General features: G+C 59.2%; 21 protein-coding genes. 11 read left to right on the top strand and 10 right to left on the bottom strand.

Annotated features, from left to right (window positions below):
* Positions 1–4: 4 nt before the first annotated feature.
* Positions 5–235: a helix-turn-helix transcriptional regulator gene (locus ABHR76_RS00190; protein ID WP_346976448.1), complete on the bottom strand. Its 231-nt coding sequence runs from the start codon at positions 233–235 to the stop codon at positions 5–7.
* Positions 236–554: 319 nt separating this feature from the next.
* Here ABHR76_RS00190 and ABHR76_RS00185 point away from each other — a divergent pair, with 319 nt between their 5' ends.
* From ABHR76_RS00185 to ABHR76_RS00175, 3 genes are all read left to right on the top strand, one after another.
* Positions 555–2552, top strand: a complete 1998-nt coding sequence (locus ABHR76_RS00185; protein ID WP_138111705.1) for a DNA gyrase/topoisomerase IV subunit B — start codon at positions 555–557, stop codon at positions 2550–2552.
* Positions 2553–2596: 44 nt separating this feature from the next.
* On the top strand, positions 2597–4837 hold the full coding sequence (locus ABHR76_RS00180; RefSeq protein ID WP_346976447.1) for a DNA gyrase subunit A: 2241 nt from the start codon (positions 2597–2599) through the stop codon (positions 4835–4837).
* 247 nt (positions 4838–5084) lie between these two features.
* On the top strand, positions 5085–6179 hold the full coding sequence (locus ABHR76_RS00175; RefSeq protein ID WP_346976446.1) for a P-loop NTPase family protein: 1095 nt from the start codon (positions 5085–5087) through the stop codon (positions 6177–6179).
* 109 nt (positions 6180–6288) lie between these two features.
* On the opposite strand, the gene ABHR76_RS00170 is transcribed toward ABHR76_RS00175, so the two are convergent.
* From ABHR76_RS00170 to ABHR76_RS00155, 4 genes are all read right to left on the bottom strand, one after another.
* Entirely contained in the window at positions 6289–6819 is a 531-nt protein-coding gene (locus ABHR76_RS00170) for a flavodoxin family protein (protein ID WP_346976445.1), read from the bottom strand.
* Between the two features lie 147 nt (positions 6820–6966).
* Complete coding sequence (locus ABHR76_RS00165; protein WP_316366991.1) at positions 6967–7296, bottom strand: alpha/beta hydrolase; 330 nt, start codon at positions 7294–7296, stop codon at positions 6967–6969.
* Positions 7297–7299: 3 nt separating this feature from the next.
* Complete coding sequence (locus tag ABHR76_RS00160) at positions 7300–7902, bottom strand: alpha/beta hydrolase (protein WP_346976444.1); 603 nt, start codon at positions 7900–7902, stop codon at positions 7300–7302.
* A 38-nt stretch (positions 7903–7940) separates the two neighbouring features.
* Positions 7941–8705 carry a carboxymuconolactone decarboxylase family protein gene (locus tag ABHR76_RS00155; protein ID WP_346976443.1) on the bottom strand — a complete coding sequence of 255 codons (765 nt, stop codon included), beginning with the start codon at positions 8703–8705 and terminating at the stop codon, positions 7941–7943.
* A 278-nt stretch (positions 8706–8983) separates the two neighbouring features.
* On the opposite strand from ABHR76_RS00155, the gene ABHR76_RS00150 reads away from it, so the two are divergent.
* Positions 8984–9424 (top strand): MerR family transcriptional regulator, encoded by a 441-nt coding sequence (locus ABHR76_RS00150; RefSeq protein ID WP_346976442.1) that lies wholly within the window; start codon positions 8984–8986, stop codon positions 9422–9424.
* Positions 9425–9560: 136 nt separating this feature from the next.
* Here ABHR76_RS00150 and ABHR76_RS00145 read toward each other — a convergent pair whose 3' ends face one another.
* On the bottom strand, positions 9561–10460 hold the full coding sequence (locus ABHR76_RS00145; protein WP_270225724.1) for a LysR family transcriptional regulator: 900 nt from the start codon (positions 10458–10460) through the stop codon (positions 9561–9563).
* A gap of 129 nt (positions 10461–10589) precedes the next feature.
* Here ABHR76_RS00145 and ABHR76_RS00140 point away from each other — a divergent pair, with 129 nt between their 5' ends.
* The 7 genes from ABHR76_RS00140 (at position 10590) to ABHR76_RS00110 (ending at position 16493) form a co-directional block, all read left to right on the top strand.
* Positions 10590–11438: an aldo/keto reductase gene (locus ABHR76_RS00140; RefSeq protein WP_346976441.1), complete on the top strand. Its 849-nt coding sequence runs from the start codon at positions 10590–10592 to the stop codon at positions 11436–11438.
* Positions 11439–11509: 71 nt separating this feature from the next.
* Positions 11510–11644, top strand: coding sequence for an NADPH-dependent FMN reductase family protein (locus tag ABHR76_RS00135; RefSeq protein WP_270225726.1), 135 nt, complete (start codon positions 11510–11512; stop codon positions 11642–11644).
* A gap of 105 nt (positions 11645–11749) precedes the next feature.
* Complete coding sequence (locus ABHR76_RS00130) at positions 11750–12601, top strand: aldo/keto reductase (protein WP_346976440.1); 852 nt, start codon at positions 11750–11752, stop codon at positions 12599–12601.
* A 44-nt stretch (positions 12602–12645) separates the two neighbouring features.
* On the top strand, positions 12646–13809 hold the full coding sequence (locus tag ABHR76_RS00125; protein WP_346976439.1) for an iron-containing alcohol dehydrogenase: 1164 nt from the start codon (positions 12646–12648) through the stop codon (positions 13807–13809).
* A 516-nt stretch (positions 13810–14325) separates the two neighbouring features.
* On the top strand, positions 14326–14955 hold the full coding sequence (locus tag ABHR76_RS00120; protein ID WP_346976438.1) for a class I SAM-dependent methyltransferase: 630 nt from the start codon (positions 14326–14328) through the stop codon (positions 14953–14955).
* Positions 14942–15547, top strand: coding sequence for a class I SAM-dependent methyltransferase (locus ABHR76_RS00115; protein ID WP_270226034.1), 606 nt, complete (start codon positions 14942–14944; stop codon positions 15545–15547). Before ABHR76_RS00120 ends, ABHR76_RS00115 begins: the two co-directional genes overlap by 14 nt.
* Before the next feature lie 115 nt (positions 15548–15662).
* On the top strand, positions 15663–16493 hold the full coding sequence (locus ABHR76_RS00110) for a class I SAM-dependent methyltransferase (protein WP_346976437.1): 831 nt from the start codon (positions 15663–15665) through the stop codon (positions 16491–16493).
* Between the two features lie 95 nt (positions 16494–16588).
* Here ABHR76_RS00110 and ABHR76_RS00105 read toward each other — a convergent pair whose 3' ends face one another.
* The 4 genes from ABHR76_RS00105 to ABHR76_RS00090 all read right to left on the bottom strand — a co-directional run bounded on the left by ABHR76_RS00105 (position 16589) and on the right by ABHR76_RS00090 (position 19948).
* Complete coding sequence (locus tag ABHR76_RS00105) at positions 16589–17473, bottom strand: ROK family protein (RefSeq protein ID WP_270226032.1); 885 nt, start codon at positions 17471–17473, stop codon at positions 16589–16591.
* A gap of 79 nt (positions 17474–17552) precedes the next feature.
* On the bottom strand, positions 17553–18677 hold the full coding sequence (locus tag ABHR76_RS00100; protein ID WP_172676343.1) for a glycoside hydrolase family 172 protein: 1125 nt from the start codon (positions 18675–18677) through the stop codon (positions 17553–17555).
* Between the two features lie 12 nt (positions 18678–18689).
* Complete coding sequence (locus ABHR76_RS00095) at positions 18690–19088, bottom strand: PTS sugar transporter subunit IIA (RefSeq protein WP_055287011.1); 399 nt, start codon at positions 19086–19088, stop codon at positions 18690–18692.
* Positions 19089–19114: 26 nt separating this feature from the next.
* On the bottom strand, positions 19115–19948 hold the full coding sequence (locus tag ABHR76_RS00090) for a PTS system mannose/fructose/sorbose family transporter subunit IID (RefSeq protein WP_346976436.1): 834 nt from the start codon (positions 19946–19948) through the stop codon (positions 19115–19117).
* Between the last annotated feature and the right edge of the window lie 68 nt (positions 19949–20016).

Below are 20016 nucleotides of genomic sequence, written 5' to 3'. Positions count from 1 at the left end.
ACTCCTAAAGAGCGTCAGGGTCGACGTCGTTTTCGTCTTCCCAAAACAAGTCGTTCAACGTAACGCGTAGCGCTTTACAGATTGCCACGCACAAATTGAGCGTGGGGTTGTAGCCGCCCGCCTCGATCAGGCCGATGGTCTGGCGCGTAACGCCCACGGCTTTGGCTAAATCGGCTTGCGAAAGGCCGGCCGTCGCGCGCGCCGCCTTCATGCGAAGGTTTTTCTTACCTGGCATAAAGTTCCTTTCGTGGTAATGGACAAATATCCGTTGCAACATGACAGAAATATATTGCATCCATCAGAAGATGTCAACTATATCTGTCATTATGAAAATCATGTTCGTCATCGCCATGCGGACACAACAACTTCGAGTCGCTATTCAAACTTACTCGGACAAAACCGACTCGGTTTTGTCCAAGTAAACGAATCTCCATCGAATTCCGAACGATTGTTCGATGGATTTCGTGTTGGGTGGAATCGTCTGTGGGCTGGGCTATGCTACCTTGACTATCTATATGACTAAAACGCAGCAAAGGAGCATCGAGAGAGCGAGTATGGCAAAAAACACCGCAAACTATGGTAACGACAGTATCCGCCAGCTCAAGGACGAGGAGCGCGTACGCCTGCGCCCTGCCGTCATCTTCGGCTCGGACGGACTCGATGGCTGCGCGCATGCCGCCTTCGAGATTCTGTCCAACGCCGTTGACGAGGCACGCCAGGGCTACGGCAAGCTCATCACCCTTACCGCCTTTCGCGATGGCTCCATTCAGGTAGAGGACAACGGCCGCGGCTGCCCGCTCGACTGGAACCCTTCCGAGAAGCGCTTTAACTGGGAGCTCGTCTTTTGCGAGCTCTACGCCGGCGGCAAGTACAACAACAACCAGGGCGGCGACTACGACTTCTCGCTCGGTACCAACGGCCTGGGTTCGTGCGCGACCCAGTACGCCTCCGAGTACATGGACGTCACCGTCTGGCGTGACGGTAACAAATACTCCTTACACTTTAAGAAGGGCAAGGTCGTCGGCGCCAAAAAGAAGGCACTCGAGATTGAGCCCAGCGACGAGGAACGCACCGGCACCACCATCAAGTGGCGTCCCGATCTTGAGGTCTTTACCTCGATCAGCATTCCCCACGAGTGGTATCGCGAGACCATGCGCCGCCAGGCCGTGGTCAACGCCAACGTGACCTTCCGCCTGCGCATCGAGGGCGACGATGGCGAGTTCTCCGAAGAGGACTTCTGCTATCCCAAGGGCATCGAGGACTATGTGCTCGAGAAGGTCGGTGCCGACTATCTCACCGAGCCCTTCTTTATCGAGGCTGACCGTCGCGGTCGCGACCGCGAGGACTTGCCCGACTACAACGTAAAGATCACCGCGTGCATGTGCTTCTCGCGCACCTTCACGATGCAGGAGTACTACCACAACTCCTCCTGGCTCGAGAACGGCGGCTCGCCCGAAAAGGCAGCCCGCAGCGCTCTGACCAGCGCCATCGATGCCTACATTAAGCAACAGGGCAAATACAACAAAAACGAGAGCGGCATTAAATGGCAAGACGTCCAGGACTGCCTGGTGCTGGTGACCAACTGCTTCTCCACTCAGACGTCCTACGAAAACCAGACCAAGAAGGCCATCAATAACCGCTTTATCCAGCAGGCCATGACCGCCTTCTTTAAGGAGCGCCTCTCGACCTACCTGATCGAGAACAAAGACGCCGCCAACAAGATCATGGAGCAGGTGCTCATCAACAAGCGCTCGCGCGAGAACGCCGAGAAGACGCGTCAGAGCATCAAGACCAACCTGCAGCAGAAGACCGATATGGCCAACCGCGTGCAGAAATTCATCGACTGCCGCTCCAAGGACAAGAGCCGTCGCGAGATCTATATCGTAGAGGGCGACTCGGCAGCGGGCGCCATTCGCACCTCGCGCGATGCCGAGTTCCAGGGCGTTATGCCCGTCCGCGGCAAGATTCTCAACTGCCTGAAGGAGGACTATCCGCGCATCTTTAAGTCCGACATCATCATGGACCTTATGCGCGTGCTGGGCTGCGGTGTGGAGATCAAGGACAAGCGCATCAAGAACCTGGGCGCCTTTGACCTGGACAACCTCAACTGGAACAAGGTCATCATCTGTACGGACGCCGACGTCGACGGTTACCACATCCGCACGCTCGTGCTCACCATGCTCTACCGCCTGGTGCCCACGCTTATCGACGAGGGCTACGTGTATATCGCCGAGTCGCCGCTCTACGAGATCAACTGCAAAGAGAAGACCTACTTTGCCTACACCGAGCTCGAAAAGAACGGCATTCTTAAGGAAATCGGCGACCAGAAGTGCTCCATCAACCGCTCCAAGGGTCTTGGTGAGAACGATCCGGACATGATGTGGCTCACCACCATGAACCCCGAGACGCGTCGTCTGATCAAGGTGGAACCCGAGGACGTCACCAAGATGGAGACCATGTTCAACCTATTGCTGGGCAACGACGAGGCAGGCCGCAAGCGCCATATCTCCGAGCACGGCAAGGAATATCTGGACCAGCTAGACCTGCAATAGCAGCAAATCGATAACGACGGCCATAAGAAGTTCAAGAGGATATTGTGGCAAAGAAGAAGACGAAGAACCAGCCAAAGAAAAAGCAGGTCAACGCCGAGAACGTCATCGGCCTGCACTCCGAGGTCACCGACCAGCCGATCACGCAGACGCTCGAGGTCAACTACATGCCCTACGCCATGAGCGTCAACGTCTCGCGTGCGTTCCCCGAGATCGACGGCTTTAAGCCCTCGCACCGCAAGCTGCTCTACACCATGTACAAGATGGGCCTGCTCAAGGGCGAGCGCCAGAAGAGCGCCAACATCGTGGGCCAGACCATGAAGCTCAACCCGCACGGCGACGCCGCGATCTACGAGACGATGGTGCGCCTGGCGACGGGCAACGAAGCGCTGCTCGCGCCGTTCGTTGAGTCGAAGGGCAACTTTGGCAAGTACTATTCGGGCGATCTGAGCTACGCCGCTTCACGTTATACCGAGGCCAAGCTCTCCCCCATCAGCGCCGAGATCTTCAAGGACATCGACAAGGACCCGGTCGACTTCGTCGACAGCTACGACGGCGCCATGAAGGAGCCGCGCCTGCTGCCCACCACGTTCCCCAACATCCTCGTCTCGGCCAACAAGGGCATCGGCGTCGCCATGGCGTCCGACATCTGCGGTTTCAACCTCAACGAGGTCTGCACCGCCACCATGCACTACCTGCAGGATCCCGACTGCGACCTGCTCGAGTATATGCCCATGCCCGACTTCTCTACCGGCGGCGAGATCATCTACCGCCGCGAGGAGATGGAAAAGATTATCGAGACCGGCCTTGGCAGCTTCCAGATCCGCTCCCGCTGGCGCTGGATTCCCGAAGAGCGCATCATCGAGGTCTACGAGATCCCCTACACCACCAAGACCGATGTCATCATCGAACGCATCGTCAAGCTCTCCAAGGAGGGCAAGGTCAAGGAGATCGCAGACATCCGCGACGAAACCGACCTCTCGGGCTTGCGCATCGCTATCGACCTTAAGCGCGGCGTCGACCCCGACAAGCTCATGGCCAAGCTCTATCGCTCGACCACGCTGCAGGATTCGTTCTCATGCAACTTCAACGTGCTCGTCGATGGTTATCCTCGCGTTATGGGCGTGCGCCAGATCTTGCACGAGTGGGTCAAGTGGCGTATTGAGTCCACGCGTCGCCGCATTAACTTTGACCTGGGCAAAAAGTCCGAGCGCCTGCACCTGCTGCACGGCCTCGAGGCGATCTTGCTCGACATCGACAAGGCTATCGCCATCATCCGTGGCACCAAGCTCGAAGCCGAGGTCGTGCCCAACCTTATGAAGGGTTTCGACATCGACGAGACCCAGGCCGAGTTTGTTGCCGAGCTTAAGCTCCGCAATATCAACGAGGAATACATCCTCAACCGCACCAAGGACATTGCCAAGCTTGAGGGCGAGATTGCCGAGCTTGAGGAGACCCTCTCCAGCGAGGAGAACATCAAGAAGGTCATCAGCGACGAGCTGGCCGCAGTCAACAAGAAGTACGTGATGCCGCGCCGCACGGGCAGGATCGAGCCCCACGAGGTCATCGAGGTAAGCCTGGAGCCCGAGGTCGAGGAGTACCCGGTTACCATCATGCTCTCGCGCGAGGGTTACCTTAAAAAGATGACGGACCGCGTGCTCAAGAAGGCCACCACGCTCAAGTACAAGGATGGCGACAAACCCTTTATCGAGTTCCCGTCCTCCAACACCCACGAGCTGCTGGTCTTTACCAACAAGAGCCAGGTGTACAAATGCAAAGTCGCGGCGTTTGAGGATACCAAGTCGGCCCAGCTGGGCTCGTACCTGCCGACCGATCTTGAGATGGAACCCGACGAGAGCGTCATCTGGGTCATCGACCCCGAGGACTATAAGGCCGACGTGCTGTTTGTCTTTGAGAACGGCCGCGTGGTGCGTGTCGCACTTTCTGGATACGTCACCAAGACCAACCGCAAGCGCCTCAAGAACGCTATCTACGGCGGCAGCAAGCTGCTGTATGCCCAGGTGCTCAAGGAAGACCGCGACATCGCACTGGTCTCGAGCGACTATCGTTTGATGAACTTCAACACGTCGTTGCTCAAGACCAAGACGACTACCAACACGCAGGGCGTCCAGGCCTTTACCGCCAAGAAGGGCCGCTCGGTCACCACCGTCGGCACAACCGAGGAGATTCTTGGCGCCGGCGTCTCGGCCGAAAAGTTCACCGCGCAGAGCCTTCCCTCTGCCGGTGCCCTCATGAAGGAAAACGACATGCCGAGCTTGTTTGACTAGGTACCACGGCAACGAGATCGTTAGATACTTCGCAAAGCGACGAGGCCCGGAACGCAACGGCATTGCGCCCGGGACTCGTCGTTTTTCTTCTCAACTATTTTTTAACGCAGATAAATTGATTTCTGCTTATTTTTCTGCGTAAAAAATGTCAGCGTCACTGCTTCGATGCCCATTGGTCAGTCGTTAGCAAAACTTGCAAAAGTTAGCAAAAGTTGCAAAAATTAGCAAAACTTGCAAAGGAGCTACCATGGAGTACAGCAAGAACCCCTTTACCCCAACATTTGGAAGCGTCCCTCCCTTTCTAGCGGGTCGCGAGCATATTCTGCGTGACATCAACCGTGGCTTTATCAACGGCCCGGGAGATCCAAACCTGTCGACTATTTTTACGGGCGCAAGGGGAACGGGCAAGACGGCGCTTCTCTCGCTCCTTTCAGAAACGGCGCTTGAACACGGCTGGATCGCAGCAAATGTCTCCGCCATGCCAGGCATGCTCGAAGATATTATCGAGCGAACCAAAGAAGCCGCAGATAGCTACCTCTCACAGCCTCACGCGCGCATAAACGGCGTTCAAATTGGTCCAGTGGGCATCGATTGGACATATGCTCAAGAGGCCCAGGGCAACTGGCGCACACGCATGAATGGCATCTTTAAGCAACTCGAAAAACATGACATCGGACTTCTCATCACCATCGATGAAGTCACCGTCGATCTCGAAGAAATGCTTCAATTTGCCTCTGTTTACCAGCACTTTGTACGCGAAGGTAAAAAAGTTGCCCTACTCATGGCAGGACTGCCCTACAAAGTATCGGCGTTGCTGCGTAACGATTCCGTCTCGTTCCTCAGGCGTTCCCAATATCATCAGTTGGGACGAATCACTGACGTTGAAATTGCAAACGCATTCCGCAAAACCGTTGAGGCCGGAGGCCGCTCAATCACGCCAGAAGCGCTCGAGGATGCCGTGAAGGCCGTCGACGGATTCCCCTACATGATGCAGCTCGTCGGATATCGCACATGGGATGTTTCGGAGAACTCGCCCAAAATCAGCGCACCTGATGTCCAGCAGGGTTCTCTGCTTGCCCGTATGGAGCTGCACGATCGAATTCTCGAAACGACCTATCGGGAGCTTTCCGATAAAGACATTGATTTTTTGCTCGCGATGCTGCCCGATTCTGGCCCCAGCAGGGTCTCGGAGATAGCCAAACGCATGGGCGTCGCCAGCAACTACGCAAGCCAATACAAACGCCGCCTCCTCGAGGACGGCGTCATCGGGGAACGTGGGCGTGGTCTCGTTGGCTTTGACATCCCCGCATTCAGGGAGTTCTTGAACGAGAAGGCGTTTTAGCACACCGGAATTGTCCGCTGGAGCATCGTTGCATGGCAATCGGCATTCCTCTTGGTAAGGACAGCAAGCATTTTCCACCAACACCGATTGCCATGCGTTCTTCTTGTCCTTAGGCGAGCTTGCGAGCGAGCTCTCGAACCTCTTCCAACTTGGGCGAGGATGCCATGCTGTCGCGCTCGGTCATACCGCTGATGGTGACAATGCCCAGGTCCTCCCACTTGCAGTACGCGCAGGTCGACTTGTACATAGCGATCGCCGCATCATAGACGCCCTCGCTGTGGCTATCGAGCAAAAAGGCCGTCTTGGTGAACGGGAAGCCCGTAGCACCGAAGGCGTACAGGCGGTCGATGGCGGCCTTCTCCTGCGCGGTGATATCGAACCAGTAGATAGGCGAGGCGAAGACGACCATATCTGCGTCTTTCAGCGACTCAATCACGTTGGCCATGTCATCCTTCTGCACGCAAGTGCCCTCGTGGGCGAAGCAATACTGACACCCCAGGCAACCAGCGATTTTCTTGCCGGCAACGCGGATGACCTCGACCGTATGGCCGGCCTCGCGCGCGGTCTCGGCAAACGCCTCGACCATGGTGTCGGTATTGGCGCCCTTGCGCGGGCTACCGCTCAACACAACGATATTCATAAGAATCTCCCTCCTTCATGCCGCAGGCGCGCGGCATATTTTTTGTTTTAACCAAAACGGATGGAGCTATTCAATCGCCTCGTTTCAGCTACTCCCACTCTTTAGAAGAATCGTTGCTGGAGACTTGGCATTGAATCAAGGCACGCCTTATTTCAAATACTCCTCAAAGAACGCTTTCAGCTTTCCAAACGGAATGACGTCCATCTGATCGTAAAGGTCGGTGTGGCTGGCACCAGGGATAATAAGCAGCTCCTTGTTGTCCCCGGTCAGTTTGCTGTACGCGGTTTCGCTGAAATAGCGGGAGTGCGCCTTCTCGCCATGCACCAGCAACACAGCAGAGCGGATTTCGCTGCTATATTGCAAAATCGGCATATTCAAAAACGACAGCGAGGACGTCACATTCCAGCCGCCTTTGGAGCCCAGGCTGCGGGGATGGTAGCCTCGCGGAGTCTTGTAGTAGTCGTAATAGTCCGCCACAAACTACGGCGCGTCATCGGGCAGCTGATCGACCACGCCGCCCGCCAGCGCGTAGCTGTCATTTTTATAGTCCTCGGTGCGCTGCGCGTTCAGCGCTTTACGCTTCTCAAAGCGCGCCTGCTCGGAATCCTCGGCGTCAAAGTAGCCGTTTGCGGTCACGCGGGTCATATCGTACATGGTCATAGCCGCGGTGGCCTTGATGCGGGTGTCGATGGCTGCGGCATTGATTGCCATGCCGCCCCAACCGCAGATGCCGATGATACCGATGCGCTCCAGGTCAACGCTATTCTGCACAGAGAGGAAATCCACCGCTGCGCAGAAATCCTCGGTGTTGATGTCCGGCGATGCCACATAGCGGGGTGCACCGTCGCTCTCGCCGGTATAGGACGGGTCGAAGGCAATCGCGAAAAAGCCCAGCTCCGCCATTTTCTGCGCATAAAGGCCGGACGTTTGCTCCTTCACCGCGCCAAACGGACCGCTGACGGCGATGGCAGGCAGCTTGCCTTTCACGTTCTTTGGCACGTAGACGTCGACCACCAACGTGATGCCGTATCGGTTGTTGAAAGTCGCCTTGCTGCACTCAACCTTGTCACTTTTGGGGAACACCTTGTCCCATTCCTACGCTAGATTCAACTGTTCCATCTTCATGCCTCCTTGTTAGTCGCTGTAAGGTATTCCTCGTCGTCCACAGGCTCCAACCACTCGTTGGAGGTCTCCTCGCCCGGAACCTCCACCGCGAGATGGGAGAACCAGCTGTCGGGCGCCGCACCGTGCCAGTGCTTTACGCCCGCAGGAATATTTACTACATCGCCAGGGCACAGCTCCTGTGCCGGTTTGCCCCATTCCTGGTAAAGCCCTCGACCAGCCACGCAGACGAGGATCTGTCCGCCGCCGCTTTTGGCGTGATGGATGTGCCAGTTGTTGCGGCAGCCGGGTTCGAACGTCACGTTGTAGACGCCGACCTGCTTGGTGGAAAGGGGCGCGAGGTAGCTTTGCCCGATAAAGTACTTCGCAAATGCGTCGTTGGGGGCGCCGATAGGAAAGGCCATCTCGTTTTGGTGCTCAGCTCTTGCGTCGGCGGCGTCGCCATCCGCCCAGACCTCCTTCGCCATGCGAAAGGCCGCCCACGCCTTGGGCCATCCCGCGTAAAACGCCGCATGCGTAAGGATTTCCGCTATCTCAGCCCTGGTCGCCCCGTTGCTCTTTGCGGACATCAGATGATATTGGAACGAAGAGTCCGTCAGCCCCTGCGCCATTAGGGCCACCACCGTCACCACGCTGCGGTCTCGAAGGGAAAGCCCGTCTTCTCGGCTCCACACCTCGCCGAACAGCACATCGTCATTGAGCTGAGCGAATTTGGGGGCAAAATCCCCCAGGGCGTCTCTGCCCGCCGTCTGTTTAATTGCCATGATCGATTTCCTCCTATCGATGGTTCTGGACACGAATCTGTTTACGCATGGCCAAGTGGCCCGCCTAGATTCCCATGCCCATTCGTCGCGCCTGCTCAAGAGCAGGGTGCCCGGCGATATTACCCACGTCGTTCACGCCGCCGGCGAAAACCGTTCCGGCAAGCGTGCGCCTTTGGCGAAAATCCCTTGCGCTCCCAATTTATATTGACGAGAATGAAGGTAATACCTAAACCTAACTTTAGGTCAAGGAGTAAATTCGAGATTTGTCCGGAGGGACCATGTACACAATCGGACAGGTGGCGGAGATGTTCGATCTGCCCGTTTCCACGCTGCGTTATTACGACAAGCAGAGATTGTTCCCGGAATTGGAGCGGACGTCCGGCATTCGCCGATTCGGCGATACGGAACTCGAGGCGCTTCGGGTCATCGAATGCCTGAAGAAGGCCGGAATGGAGATCAAGGACATCCGGCTGTTCATGGAATGGTGTGCGGAGGGCCCATCGACATATCCCAAGCGCAAGGCCATGTTCGAGGAGCGGAAGACCCACATGGAGTCGGAGATCGCGAAGATGAACCGCGCGCTGGACATGTTGAAGTTCAAATGCTGGTACTACGAGCAGGCGATTCAGGATGGCAACGAGGATAGACTGAAGGCGCTGATCCCCGACGATTTGCCGGAAGAGATCAAAGATACCTACAATAACGCCCACGCTCAATAATGCCGCCCGATGCTCAAGGGGCTTTGGCAAGGGGCTCTTTCCGAGCAGAACGAAAAAGAAAGCCTCCGAACCAGAGGGTCCGGAGGCTGTTATTCCCGTTATTCCCATAGGCATAAGCGCATCTGTTCGCGATTGCCTATCGATGCTCTGCCTCGAGCGCGGCAGACACCGCATCGAGGAACTCCCGCACATGGTCTGCGGGGTGCGACGAATGAAGCAGCCCGTAAGACACGAGACAGTCCCAATCGGTAGGGACGGTTTTGAGCATGGGGTGGACGTTGGCCCACAACGGCAGCGTCGCAAGCGCGAGGTCCTCGTTCGCGCCGCGATTGAACACCTCCGCCCGATATTGCGGGAAGTCTACGAGCGCGATTTGAGGATGATGCAAGAGTATCTCGTCGCGCACGCGGTCGATTTCGGCGTTCCAGCCCCGGCGTATAAGCATAAGACTGTGATTGTGGAGGTCGTCGAATGTGACGATGTCGCGTTTGGCGAGTTCGCTGTCGACGGGAACGGCGCACCAGAGCGGCTCGCGCGAAAGCTCGAGGCCCAGGCACCCGCGCTCTTTAAGAAAGGCATCGTCGAAAATCCCCGCCACGATATCCATGTCTTGCCCGAGGTTCGCCAAACCGCGTGCCGCCGAGGGTGTGTTTTCAAACGTTACCACCTGAAGGCTCATGCCAGGGCAACGTTCCTTCACCTTCGGCCACAGCTTCGTGAGCGGCGTGCTGGGCGTCATGAGCGACACTCCCACGCGGATGATGCGCTTCTCTCCACGCTCGGCGACGCGGGCGCGTGCGATTGATTCTTGAGAGTACTGCACGATATGGCGGGCGTCGGCGAGCAGCGACCTGCCTGCTCGCGTAAGCGAAAGCCCCTGATGCGATCGGTGGAACAGCGTAAGGCCTAGCCGCGACTCCAGCAGGTTCATCTGCTTGATGACGGCCGTGGGCGTGATGAAGGACTCTTGTGCCGCCTTGGAGAAGCTGCCCGCCTCCGCCACGCGGATGAAAGTGTCAAGCTGTGGGTTGTACATCGATCCTCCTGTCACGCATTATGTGCCGTATATACCCCATGGTTATATCCATCATTCCAACGTGAACTTCTCGCACGTCAGCAAACGCCGTAGCATTGCATTCGAAAAGTCACCATTAAGGAGGAGACCATGGAGTATCTGAAGCTCAATAACGACGCAGAGATGCCCATCGAAGGTTTGGGCACCTTCCTCATGACCCCGGTCGAGGCCGAGGCGGCCGCAACCGCCGCGCTCGCGGCTGGCTACGAGCACATCGACACCGCCAACGCCTACATGAACGAGCGCGCCGTGGGCCGTGCCATCGCCAAGAGCGGCATCGCGCGCGACAAGATCTTCGTCTCCACCAAGCTCTGGCCGAGCGTCTACGACGCAGGCATGCCGGCGGTGGACGCCACGCTCCAGCGCCTGGGGCTCGACTACGTCGACATGCTCATCCTGCACCAGCCGGTAGGCGACTACCTGGCCGCGTGGCGCACGATGGAGGAGGCGTACCGCGCGGGCAAGGTGCGCGCCCTCGGCCTCTCCAACTTCCCGCAAGACAAGATCACCGAGGTCATCGAGGTCGCCGACATCATGCCGCAGCTCGTGACCGTTGAGTGCCACCCCTATCACGCCCAGCGCGACCTGCGCGCCTACCTCGCGCCGTACGGCACGGTGATCGAGGCGTGGTACCCGCTCGGCCACGGCGACAAAGGTCTTCTGGAGGAGCCCATCTTCGTCGCTCTCGCCGAGAAGTACGGCAAGACCCCGGCCCAGGTGATCCTGCGCTGGCACGTGCAGATGGGCACCTCCATCATCCCCGGCTCCAAGAACCCCGCCCACTTCGCCGACAACGCGAACATCTTCGACTTCTCCCTCACCGAAGACGAGATGGCCGAGATTGCCAAGCTCGACGGGACCATGACCTACTACACCGCCACTGAGGAAGCACTCGAGGGCTACCTGGCCATACGCCCCGATTTCGACGCGCAGGAGTAGCGCTCAGACGATAACGGACCAACCAAGCCGCCGCCGAGGACCAGTCGGCTGTCGAGGACGAGCCCGCCGCAGTGCCCGCTGCAGACGGCAACGTCCTCGTGGCCTGCTACTCGGCACAGGGCCACACCGCTGTCGTAGCTCAGGCCATCGCCGACGAGCTCGGCGCCGATCTCTTTGAGGTGACGCCTAGAACCCGCGGATTATAACCCCGTGCGCACCCCAGCGTTATAGAACCCTCACCAACGGAAACTTCCGCCGGTACGGCGCCCCTCGTATGGTGGATACGTCAAGTTGCGAGGAAGGAAGGTACCATGGACTACATCACCTTGAACAACGGCGTCAGGATGCCGCAGCTCGGCTTCGGCGTGTACCAGATCCCGGACGCCACGGAATGCCAGCGCGCCGTAGAGGACGCGCTCTCGGTCGGCTACCGGCTGCTCGACACGGCCGCGAGCTACGGCAACGAAGAGGCGGTCGGGGCCGCCATTCGTGCGAGCGGTCTGCCGCGCGACGAGGTGTTCGTGACGACCAAGCTGTGGATGTCGGATGTGAGCTACGAGGGGGCCAAGCGCGGCTTCGACGCGTCGCTCAAGCGGCTGGGGCTCGACTACGTCGACCTCTACCTCATCCATCAGCCGTTCGGCGACGTCTTCGGCGCGTGGCGCGCCATGGAGGAGCTCTACGAGCAGGGCGTTATCCGCGTCATAGGCACAGCTAACTTCTACCCCGATCACCTCGCAAACCTCATCTCGTTCAACCGCATCGCCCCCGCCGTGAACCAAGTCGAGTGCAACGTGTTCTTCCAGCAGCGCGAGGCGCAGGAGTACATGGCCGGCAAGGAGGTGGCCATGGAGGGCTGGGCGCCCTTTGCGGAGGGCAGAAACGACCTCTTCCGCAACGAGGTCCTCGCTCGCATCGGCGAGGCGCACGGCAAGACGGTCGCCCAGGTCGTGTTGCGCTGGCTGCTGCAGCGCGGTGTGGTCTGTATCCCTAAGAGCACGCACCGCGATCGCATGGAGCAAAACTTCGACGTCTTCGACTTCGCGCTGGGCGACGACGAGATGGTCGCCATCACCGCGCTCGACACCGGGCGCAGCGCGTTCTTCGACCACCACGACCCCGCCACCATCGAATGGATGTCCGGCCTCGTGCGCAACGTGTAGACCAGCGGTCAGACCGCACTGATAACTTACTAGGAGGAATTGCCATGAACTCATTCACGTACGACTACCCGGTCAGGAACTACTTCGGCGAGGGGGCCATGGACCAGGCACTCGACGCCGAGATGGGTGCCATGGGCAAGACAGTGATGCTCGCCTACGGCGGAGGTTCGGTCAAGCGAACCGGCGTCTACGGCCACGTGGTCGATAAGCTCACGAGCGCGGGCAAGCGCGTGGTGGACTTCGGCGGCATCATGCCCAACCCGACCTACGAGAAGTGCCAGGAAGGCGCCGCGCTCGCACGCGAGGAGCAGGTCGACTTCATTCTCGCCGTCGGCGGCGGGTCGGTCTTCGACTGCTGCAAGGTGGTCTCCGCGCAGGCGATGCTTGATGAGGACATCGAGACGTTCGAGCACGTCGACGGCAAGATGCCGAGCTCGTTCATCCCCATGGGCTGCATCGTGACACTCTCCGGCACGGGCGCCGAGCAGAACAACGGGGCCGTCATCACCAACGAGGAGACACACGTGAAGGGCGCCTATCTGGGGGCGATGCCCATGTGGGCGGCGCTCGACCCGGCGCTCACGCTCACCGTACCGCACGCGCAGTTCATGAGCGGCGCGTTCGACACGCTCTCGCACTGCATGGAGAGCTATTTCGGAAGCCCGCGCGGACGCAACGTCACCGACGACATCAACCTCGCCATCCAGCGTAACGTCATCCGCAACATGCGGATCATCGCGGACGACGACCAGAACCTCGATGCCAGAAGCGAGCTCGTATACGACTCCGCCATGGCCGAGAACGGCATGCTCAAGATCGGCAAGTCAACGGACTTCCAGGCGCACATGATTCAGCACCAGTACGGCGCGTACACCCACACCAACCACGGAATGGGCCTCGCGGTCATCCACCCTGCGCTCTACCGCCACCTGGCCCCCGAGGCGCCCGCGCAGTTCGCCCGCTGGGCGCGCGAGGTGTGGGGCGTCGACGCCAAGGGCAAAGACGACCTTACGGTGGCGCTGGAGGGCATCGACCGCCTGCAAACGTTCATCGGCGAGATGGGGCTTCCCACGAGCTTCGCCGAGATGGGCTCCGACGCGTCCGACGAGACACTGCACAAGGTTGCGGACACCTGCGTGCTCATCGGCGGCTGCGCCAAGAAACTGGAGCGCAGCGAGGTGTTCCAGATTCTGACCGAGTGCCTCTAGATCGGCGGTGGGTCCCGATCCGCCCGCGCCGAAGGAAACAGGAAGGCTCCTCGTTTTTCTCGAGGAGCCTTCTGAGTTTTTGCCCGATTGTGAAACCATGTGGCTTGCAGGTGCGGCGGTTGCGAAACGCCCCCATCGGTCGCCATCGGACCGTACGAAACCGTATGAAATACAAGAACAAGTGTTCTATTACTGTTCCCGCTCAGTGACTAATCCAATCCGAGTATTGTCGATGCGTGTCGCGTCGTACCGCCCGAGAGCTGATTCGTGCGCAATTTGAGCGAATCAGGCCCTTGATTCGCGGTTTCGGGAATGACTCAATTGATTCGCAAAACCGCAGGTCGCTCCTTTAATCACTCCCTGGTTTCCGCCGGGGTTCGTAGCGGGCGGCGTGAAAAGGGGTGATTCAAAGGGTCGGAGAGATGCATCTTTGCCAAGAAAATAAGGTTAGCCTTATCTTACTGCATGATTCGTGTGTTATGGTTAGATGGCTCTAACTTTTTGGGGGCGATAGCCATGCACGAACGCAAGGACTTCTGGGACAAGAATGCCGGTCGGTACGACCGTTTCATGCGAAACGACCGGGCGGCATATGAGAAGATGTATGGGCTGATCCGGCCGGTGGTGAAAGAAAAAACCGTACTGGAGGTTGCCACCGGCACGGGGCTTATCGCAAAGAGCATCGTGAATACAGCGGCGCATATCGAGGCTACGGACGCTTCTGCACAGATGATCCTTGAAGCAAAACGGGACAATCAATCCGCAAAGCTGCACTTTTCCGTACAAGATATGTTCCGCCTGCCCTATGCACAGAAGTCCTTCGAAGTGGTGATCGTGTCCAACGCGCTTCACATAGTGCCGCATCCGGAAAAGGCCCTGCAAGAAATCAGGCGGGTGCTGAAGGACGACGGCGTGCTCATCGCGCCAACCTTCACCCACGCGGGAAACTCGGTTTCCGGCAAGACAAAAGCCTTTTTCATGAGTATGGCGGGATTCCCCCTCCACAGCAGGTGGACAAGCGAGGAATACCTACGTTTCCTGCGTCAAAACGGCTGGGCGGTGCAGAAAAGCGCGGTGCTGAAGGCCTCGTTCCAGTTGACCTATACGGAATGCACGAAATCGGAGGGGCCAGATGTCGTTCTTTGAAAACACCCGCAAGCCCGTGGGCCTCGGCGGAAAACTTATGGTTGCCATGATGAATCTGGGCCACGGCCCTGTGGCGCGGTGGGGACTTCGATTTCTACGACTTGCGCCAAACGCCAAGGTGCTAGATTGCGGCTGCGGCGGCGGGGCAAACATAAAACGACTGCTGAAAAAATGCCCGCATGGCGTCGTCAAGGGCATCGACTATTCGCCCGTCAGCGTGGAGAAGGCTAGAAAGCTCAACCGAACTGCAATTCAGGAGGGGCGTTGCGCCGTTCTGCAAGGCAGTGTGGCGGATATGGCGTTTGAGAATAGCTGTTTCGATGCTGCCGCGGCCTTTGAGACCGTCTATTTCTGGCCTGATTTGCCCCGATGTTTCCGTGAGGTTTGGCGGACGCTGAAGCCAGGCGCGACAGTTCTTATCTGCAACGAGAGCAATGGCGATACGGACAAGGACGAGAGGTGGACGCAGATCATCGGCGGCATGACCATCTACAAGGACATTGAATTAAAGGCGTGTCTGGAGCAGGCGGGTTTTCACGAGGTGCAGATACGCAAAAAGAAAAGGTGGCTCTGCGTCACGGCACGGAAGTAAGGGTAACAAGCACGGGCATTTTTGCATCCATCCTGCACATGGCGATAGGCATGACGGTCATAGCGGCTGTGCTGGCGGCAATTATGACAGTTCTTATTCACTGAGGAAGAAACCTATGAAATGTAAAATTGAGAAAAACACCGTGCAGGAGACGCTGATCCTCCCGCTGTATTCCCGGAAGCTGTGTACGGAGCTGTACCCGAACCTTTACAGGGATGAAACAGCGGTTCGCCTGCTCGACCAGATCGACTACGACTTTTCAGAGGCAGAGAAAAACTCCCGCAGCCTGATGCAGCGCTTTGGTGCGCTGGAGGTGGCCATGCGGCAGGGTGATCTTGCTTTCGAGGTGCGGGATTACCTGAAAGGCCACCCCAATGCGGCGGTGGTCAATCTGGGCTGTGGGCTGGACAACACCGGCAGAACCTGCGACAACGGTAGATGCAAGATCTACAATCTGGACTTCCCGGATGTGATTGCCTTGCGGCAGCAGCTGCTGCCCGCCGAGGATCGAGAACAAAATATCCCCTGCGATCTGAAAGACACCGCATGGTTTGGCAAAATCGATGCCTCCGGCGGGGCGGTGTTCTTTGCCTCCGGGGTGTTCTATTACTTTCTGACCCAGCAGGTCCGGGAACTGGTGCGGGAGATGGCGGACGCTTTCCCCGGCGGTGTGCTGGTCTTTGATGCTGCCAATCGGATGGCAGTAAAGATGATCGCAAAAACATGGCTTAAGACTGCAAAAATCAAGGATGTGGGGGCATATTTTGCGGTTTCGGATGCCGCCAAGGAAATCGGCACGTGGGACAGCCGTCTGCAGGTCACAAGTCGCGGCTATATGCTGGGTTACAACGATTTGAGAGACCCTTCTGTCAGCGGCTTTTTCCGGTTTCTCGCAAGGGTCGGTGACAATGGGATGAAAATGCAAATCGTGAAAATAAGATTTTGAGAGGCAAAAATGCAAAAGACGAGCGCTTCTTGCCGCCCAATTGGCAAGAAGCGCTCGTCTTTCCTTAACGCGTTGTATGGCGGAGAGAGCGCAAGTTACGCGAGCGCCCTTCTTGCCAGCTCGGCCGCGCCAAGGATTCCTTGGTCGCCGCCGCAGCCCGGGGCGCAGATGTAGCTCTCTATGTCCTTAAGCTCGGCGGTCTGGATGTAGCCACCCAGATATTCGAGGGTCTTCTTGCGGACGATGCCGTAGAGCTGCTCCTGGTGCATCACGCCGCCGCCGAGGACGATACGGCGAGGCGAGTACATGAGCACGAGGTTCGCGCACATCTGCCCCAGATAATCCCCCTCGAGCGCCCACACCTCAGCGTTGTCCGCGAGCTCGGCCGCGGGCTTTCCCCAGCGCGCGGCGATGGCGGGGCCGGAGGCGAGGCCCTCGAGACAGCTCGCGTGGCTCGGGCAGACGCAGCGTCCCTCCTCGGCGGGACGGGTCCTTACCAGCATGTGGCCGGCCTCGGGGTGCAGCATGCCGTGAAGGAGCCTGCCCGCGCACATGACGCCCGCGCCCACGCCGGTGCCGATGGTCACGTAGACGGCGTCCTCGAGCCCCTTGCAGCAGCCGAAGACTACTTCGCCGAGGCAGGCAACGTTCACGTCCGTGTCGTAGGTCACCGGAATCCCGAGGGTGTCGGCGAACGCGGCGCGAAGACCATAGCCTCGCCACGCGAGCTTGGGCGTCTGGAGGATGGAACCGTAGCGCTCATCGTTGGGGTCGACGCAGGTCGGGCCGAAGGCGCCGATGCCCAACGCGTTCACATCGCGGGCGGTGAACCACTCGACCATTTGTGGGACGGTCTCGGCGGGCGTAAGCGTCGGGGTCTCCATACGGTCGAGGACCTCGCCGTCGCCGGACACCACGGCACAGACCATCTTGGTCCCGCCGGCCTCGAGGGCGCCGAGCCTCATTTGCTTTTCGCTCATGTGATCCTCCTTACAAAGGGACGCCCGCAGTCATGGTCAACCGCGGGCGCCCATAACGTTGGCTTGTTTCGAGGCGACCCTACCTGGGCACGCGGTCCTGCCTTGCGGCAAACGGGGCGAGCACGGCGTGCGGCTCGCTTTGGTACCAGTAGGCGACGGTGGAGATGTCGTCCTCGCGCTCGTAGAGCTTGATGTCGTCGTTGCCGAGGTCCTGGAACGTCACGCGCAGGTCCTCCTTGAACGAGATCGGGTCGGGAAGGTGCCACCTGTAGAGGCCGTGCCTGGGCAGCGCGTCGTCGTTGGTCGCGAGCATCGGGTTCGGGTTCGGCTTGCCCGCGCTGAAGCGGTCGCGCGTGGCGTCGCGCGTCGAGCGGTACGGGTAGCCGGCGAACAGCGTGTTGAAGCACTGCGCCTCGGGCAGCGCGTGGGGCGGCCTGTCGAGGAAGGCCCAGGCACCGCCGAAGTAGTCCTCGGCTCCCGTCGAGGTGACCGTGGGGAACTCCTCGTCGCCGTCGAGGAAGAACTTCATCTCGCCCTCGCCCCACCAATAGCGCTCCAGGGCGCACAGGGCCATGTAGGTGCCGACGTAGTAGCCCTTGCCGCGCACGCCGTCGAGCACGGTGTAGTCGACGCCCCTGCGAGTGCTGCGCTCGCGGTTAAAGCGGGCGTGGAAGTACATGGCGTCGTCCGGCACGTCGGTGAGCGCGTAGTTGAACGTGTAGAAGATGTACTTAATGAACCCGGGGTGCTCGCTCGTAAGCGTGACCTTGGCGTGCTTCCTGAAGGGCATCTCGAAGTAGCAGTTCATGCCGCCCGTCGGGTTCACGCAGATGGGCATCGAGTTGACGATGGCGCGCTCACCGAAGCCGTTGCAGAAGAAGTCGCCGACAGGGCACTCGACCGAGGGGGTCTCCTCGTCGTCCCAGTAGAAGCGCAGCACGAGGTCGCGCATGACGAAGCTGCCGGCGGCGGTCTTGTCGGGGACGGTCATCCAGATGTGGCGGATGATGCCGGGGCCCTCGATGTCCGCGAGCGTGATGGTCTCGCCGGACTCAAGGGGCACGCAGCACGAACCCTTGCGGCCGACGCCGAGGTGGCTGGCCGACATGGCGGCGCGGCCCTTCTCGCCCGTGATGTTCTCGGGGGTGATGGCGCGGCTTTCCTCACCGCCGTGCATCCACACGTCTTTAAGGAACTCTCTCATCGTCGACCTCCTCTATTCGTCGTCTTCGCACTCGGCGGAACTGGCACCGTTCACGTAGACGATCTGCTGGCGCGCCTCGTCGACGAGGGCGTCGAAGTCGAGTTTCTCGTCGGGGCGCGCGAGCGCGACCGTCATGGCGAGCGGGAGGTTGACACCCGCGATCACGTGGATCCGGTCGGAGGCGAAGCGGGAGAAGCGCTGGTTCACGCTGCCGCCGAGCGCGTCGGTGAGGACGACGACCTCGTCAGTGCCCGAAAGAGCCGCCTCGACCGCCGCGTCGAGCCCCTCGCCGTTGTCGTTCACGTAGGCGCACACGGCGTTGACGGCGTCGCTCTTACCCGTAAGGAACTCGAGGGTGTCCTTGAAGCCCTGGGCGAGAAGGGAATGGCTCGCCACAACTATCTTTCTCATTGATTCACCAATCTCTTGGGTCGAAGCTAGGCGAGGATGCCAACGGCGGAGGCGACCATCGCGAGGACGATCACCACGAGGATGAGGACCGTCATGCTCGCGTTCTTCTTGGTAAGAAGGTAATACGCGCTTCCCGTGATGGCGGCGGGGATCATGGCAGGCAGGATCTTGTCGAGCAGCGGCTGAATCTCCATCGAGACGTCGCCGAAGCTGAAGCTAATCGGGCAGGTGACGCCGATGACCGAGGCGATGAGGCAGCCGACCACGGTGAGGCCGAGCACGGAGGCGGCGGCAGTGAGGTTGGGAAGCTTCTCGCTGAAGTCGGTGACGAGCTTCACGCCCTGCTTGTAGCCGAACTCGAGGGCGTGCATGCGGACCCAGAAGATGGCCAGGATGAGCGCGAACCAGATGCCGGCTCCCACGGGGTTGCCCTCGATGGCCATGTAGGCGGCGATGGAGCCCATGATGGTCGGGATCATGGTCATGAGCAGGGAGTCGCCGACGCCGGCGAGCGGTCCCATGGTGCCGATCTTCAGGTCTTGGACGGCGTCCGCCGCCGCTAGGCCGTCGCGTTCCTCCATGGCCACGCAGGCGCCAAGGATGATGGCGGCGAGCCAAGGCTGGGTATTGTAGTAGCGGAAGTGGTTGTTGAGCGCTTGCTTATAGTCCTCGTCGTTCGTGTAGATCTTCCTCAGGACCGGCGAGAGGGCGTAGGCGACTGAGGCGCCCTGCTGGGTCTGGTAGTTGAAGGTGCACACGCTCATGAGCCAGCGCCAGTTCGCGTTGCGCAGATCCTTCTTGGTGACCTTGTAGCCGGAGGGCTTGCCCTCGGCGACGGCGGTGATGTTCTCGTTTTCCATGGTTACTCATCCTCTCCGATGAAGGCGTCTGCGGAAGCGTGGGCGGCGAGCTCGGTGTCCCTCTCGGC

It is taken from the genome of Collinsella aerofaciens (assembly GCF_039752985.1).
Classification (GTDB): Bacteria; Actinomycetota; Coriobacteriia; order Coriobacteriales; family Coriobacteriaceae; genus Collinsella; species Collinsella aerofaciens_BT.
Note: the sequence above shows the minus strand (reverse complement) of the source record. Positions and strands in the feature narration are given on the sequence as shown.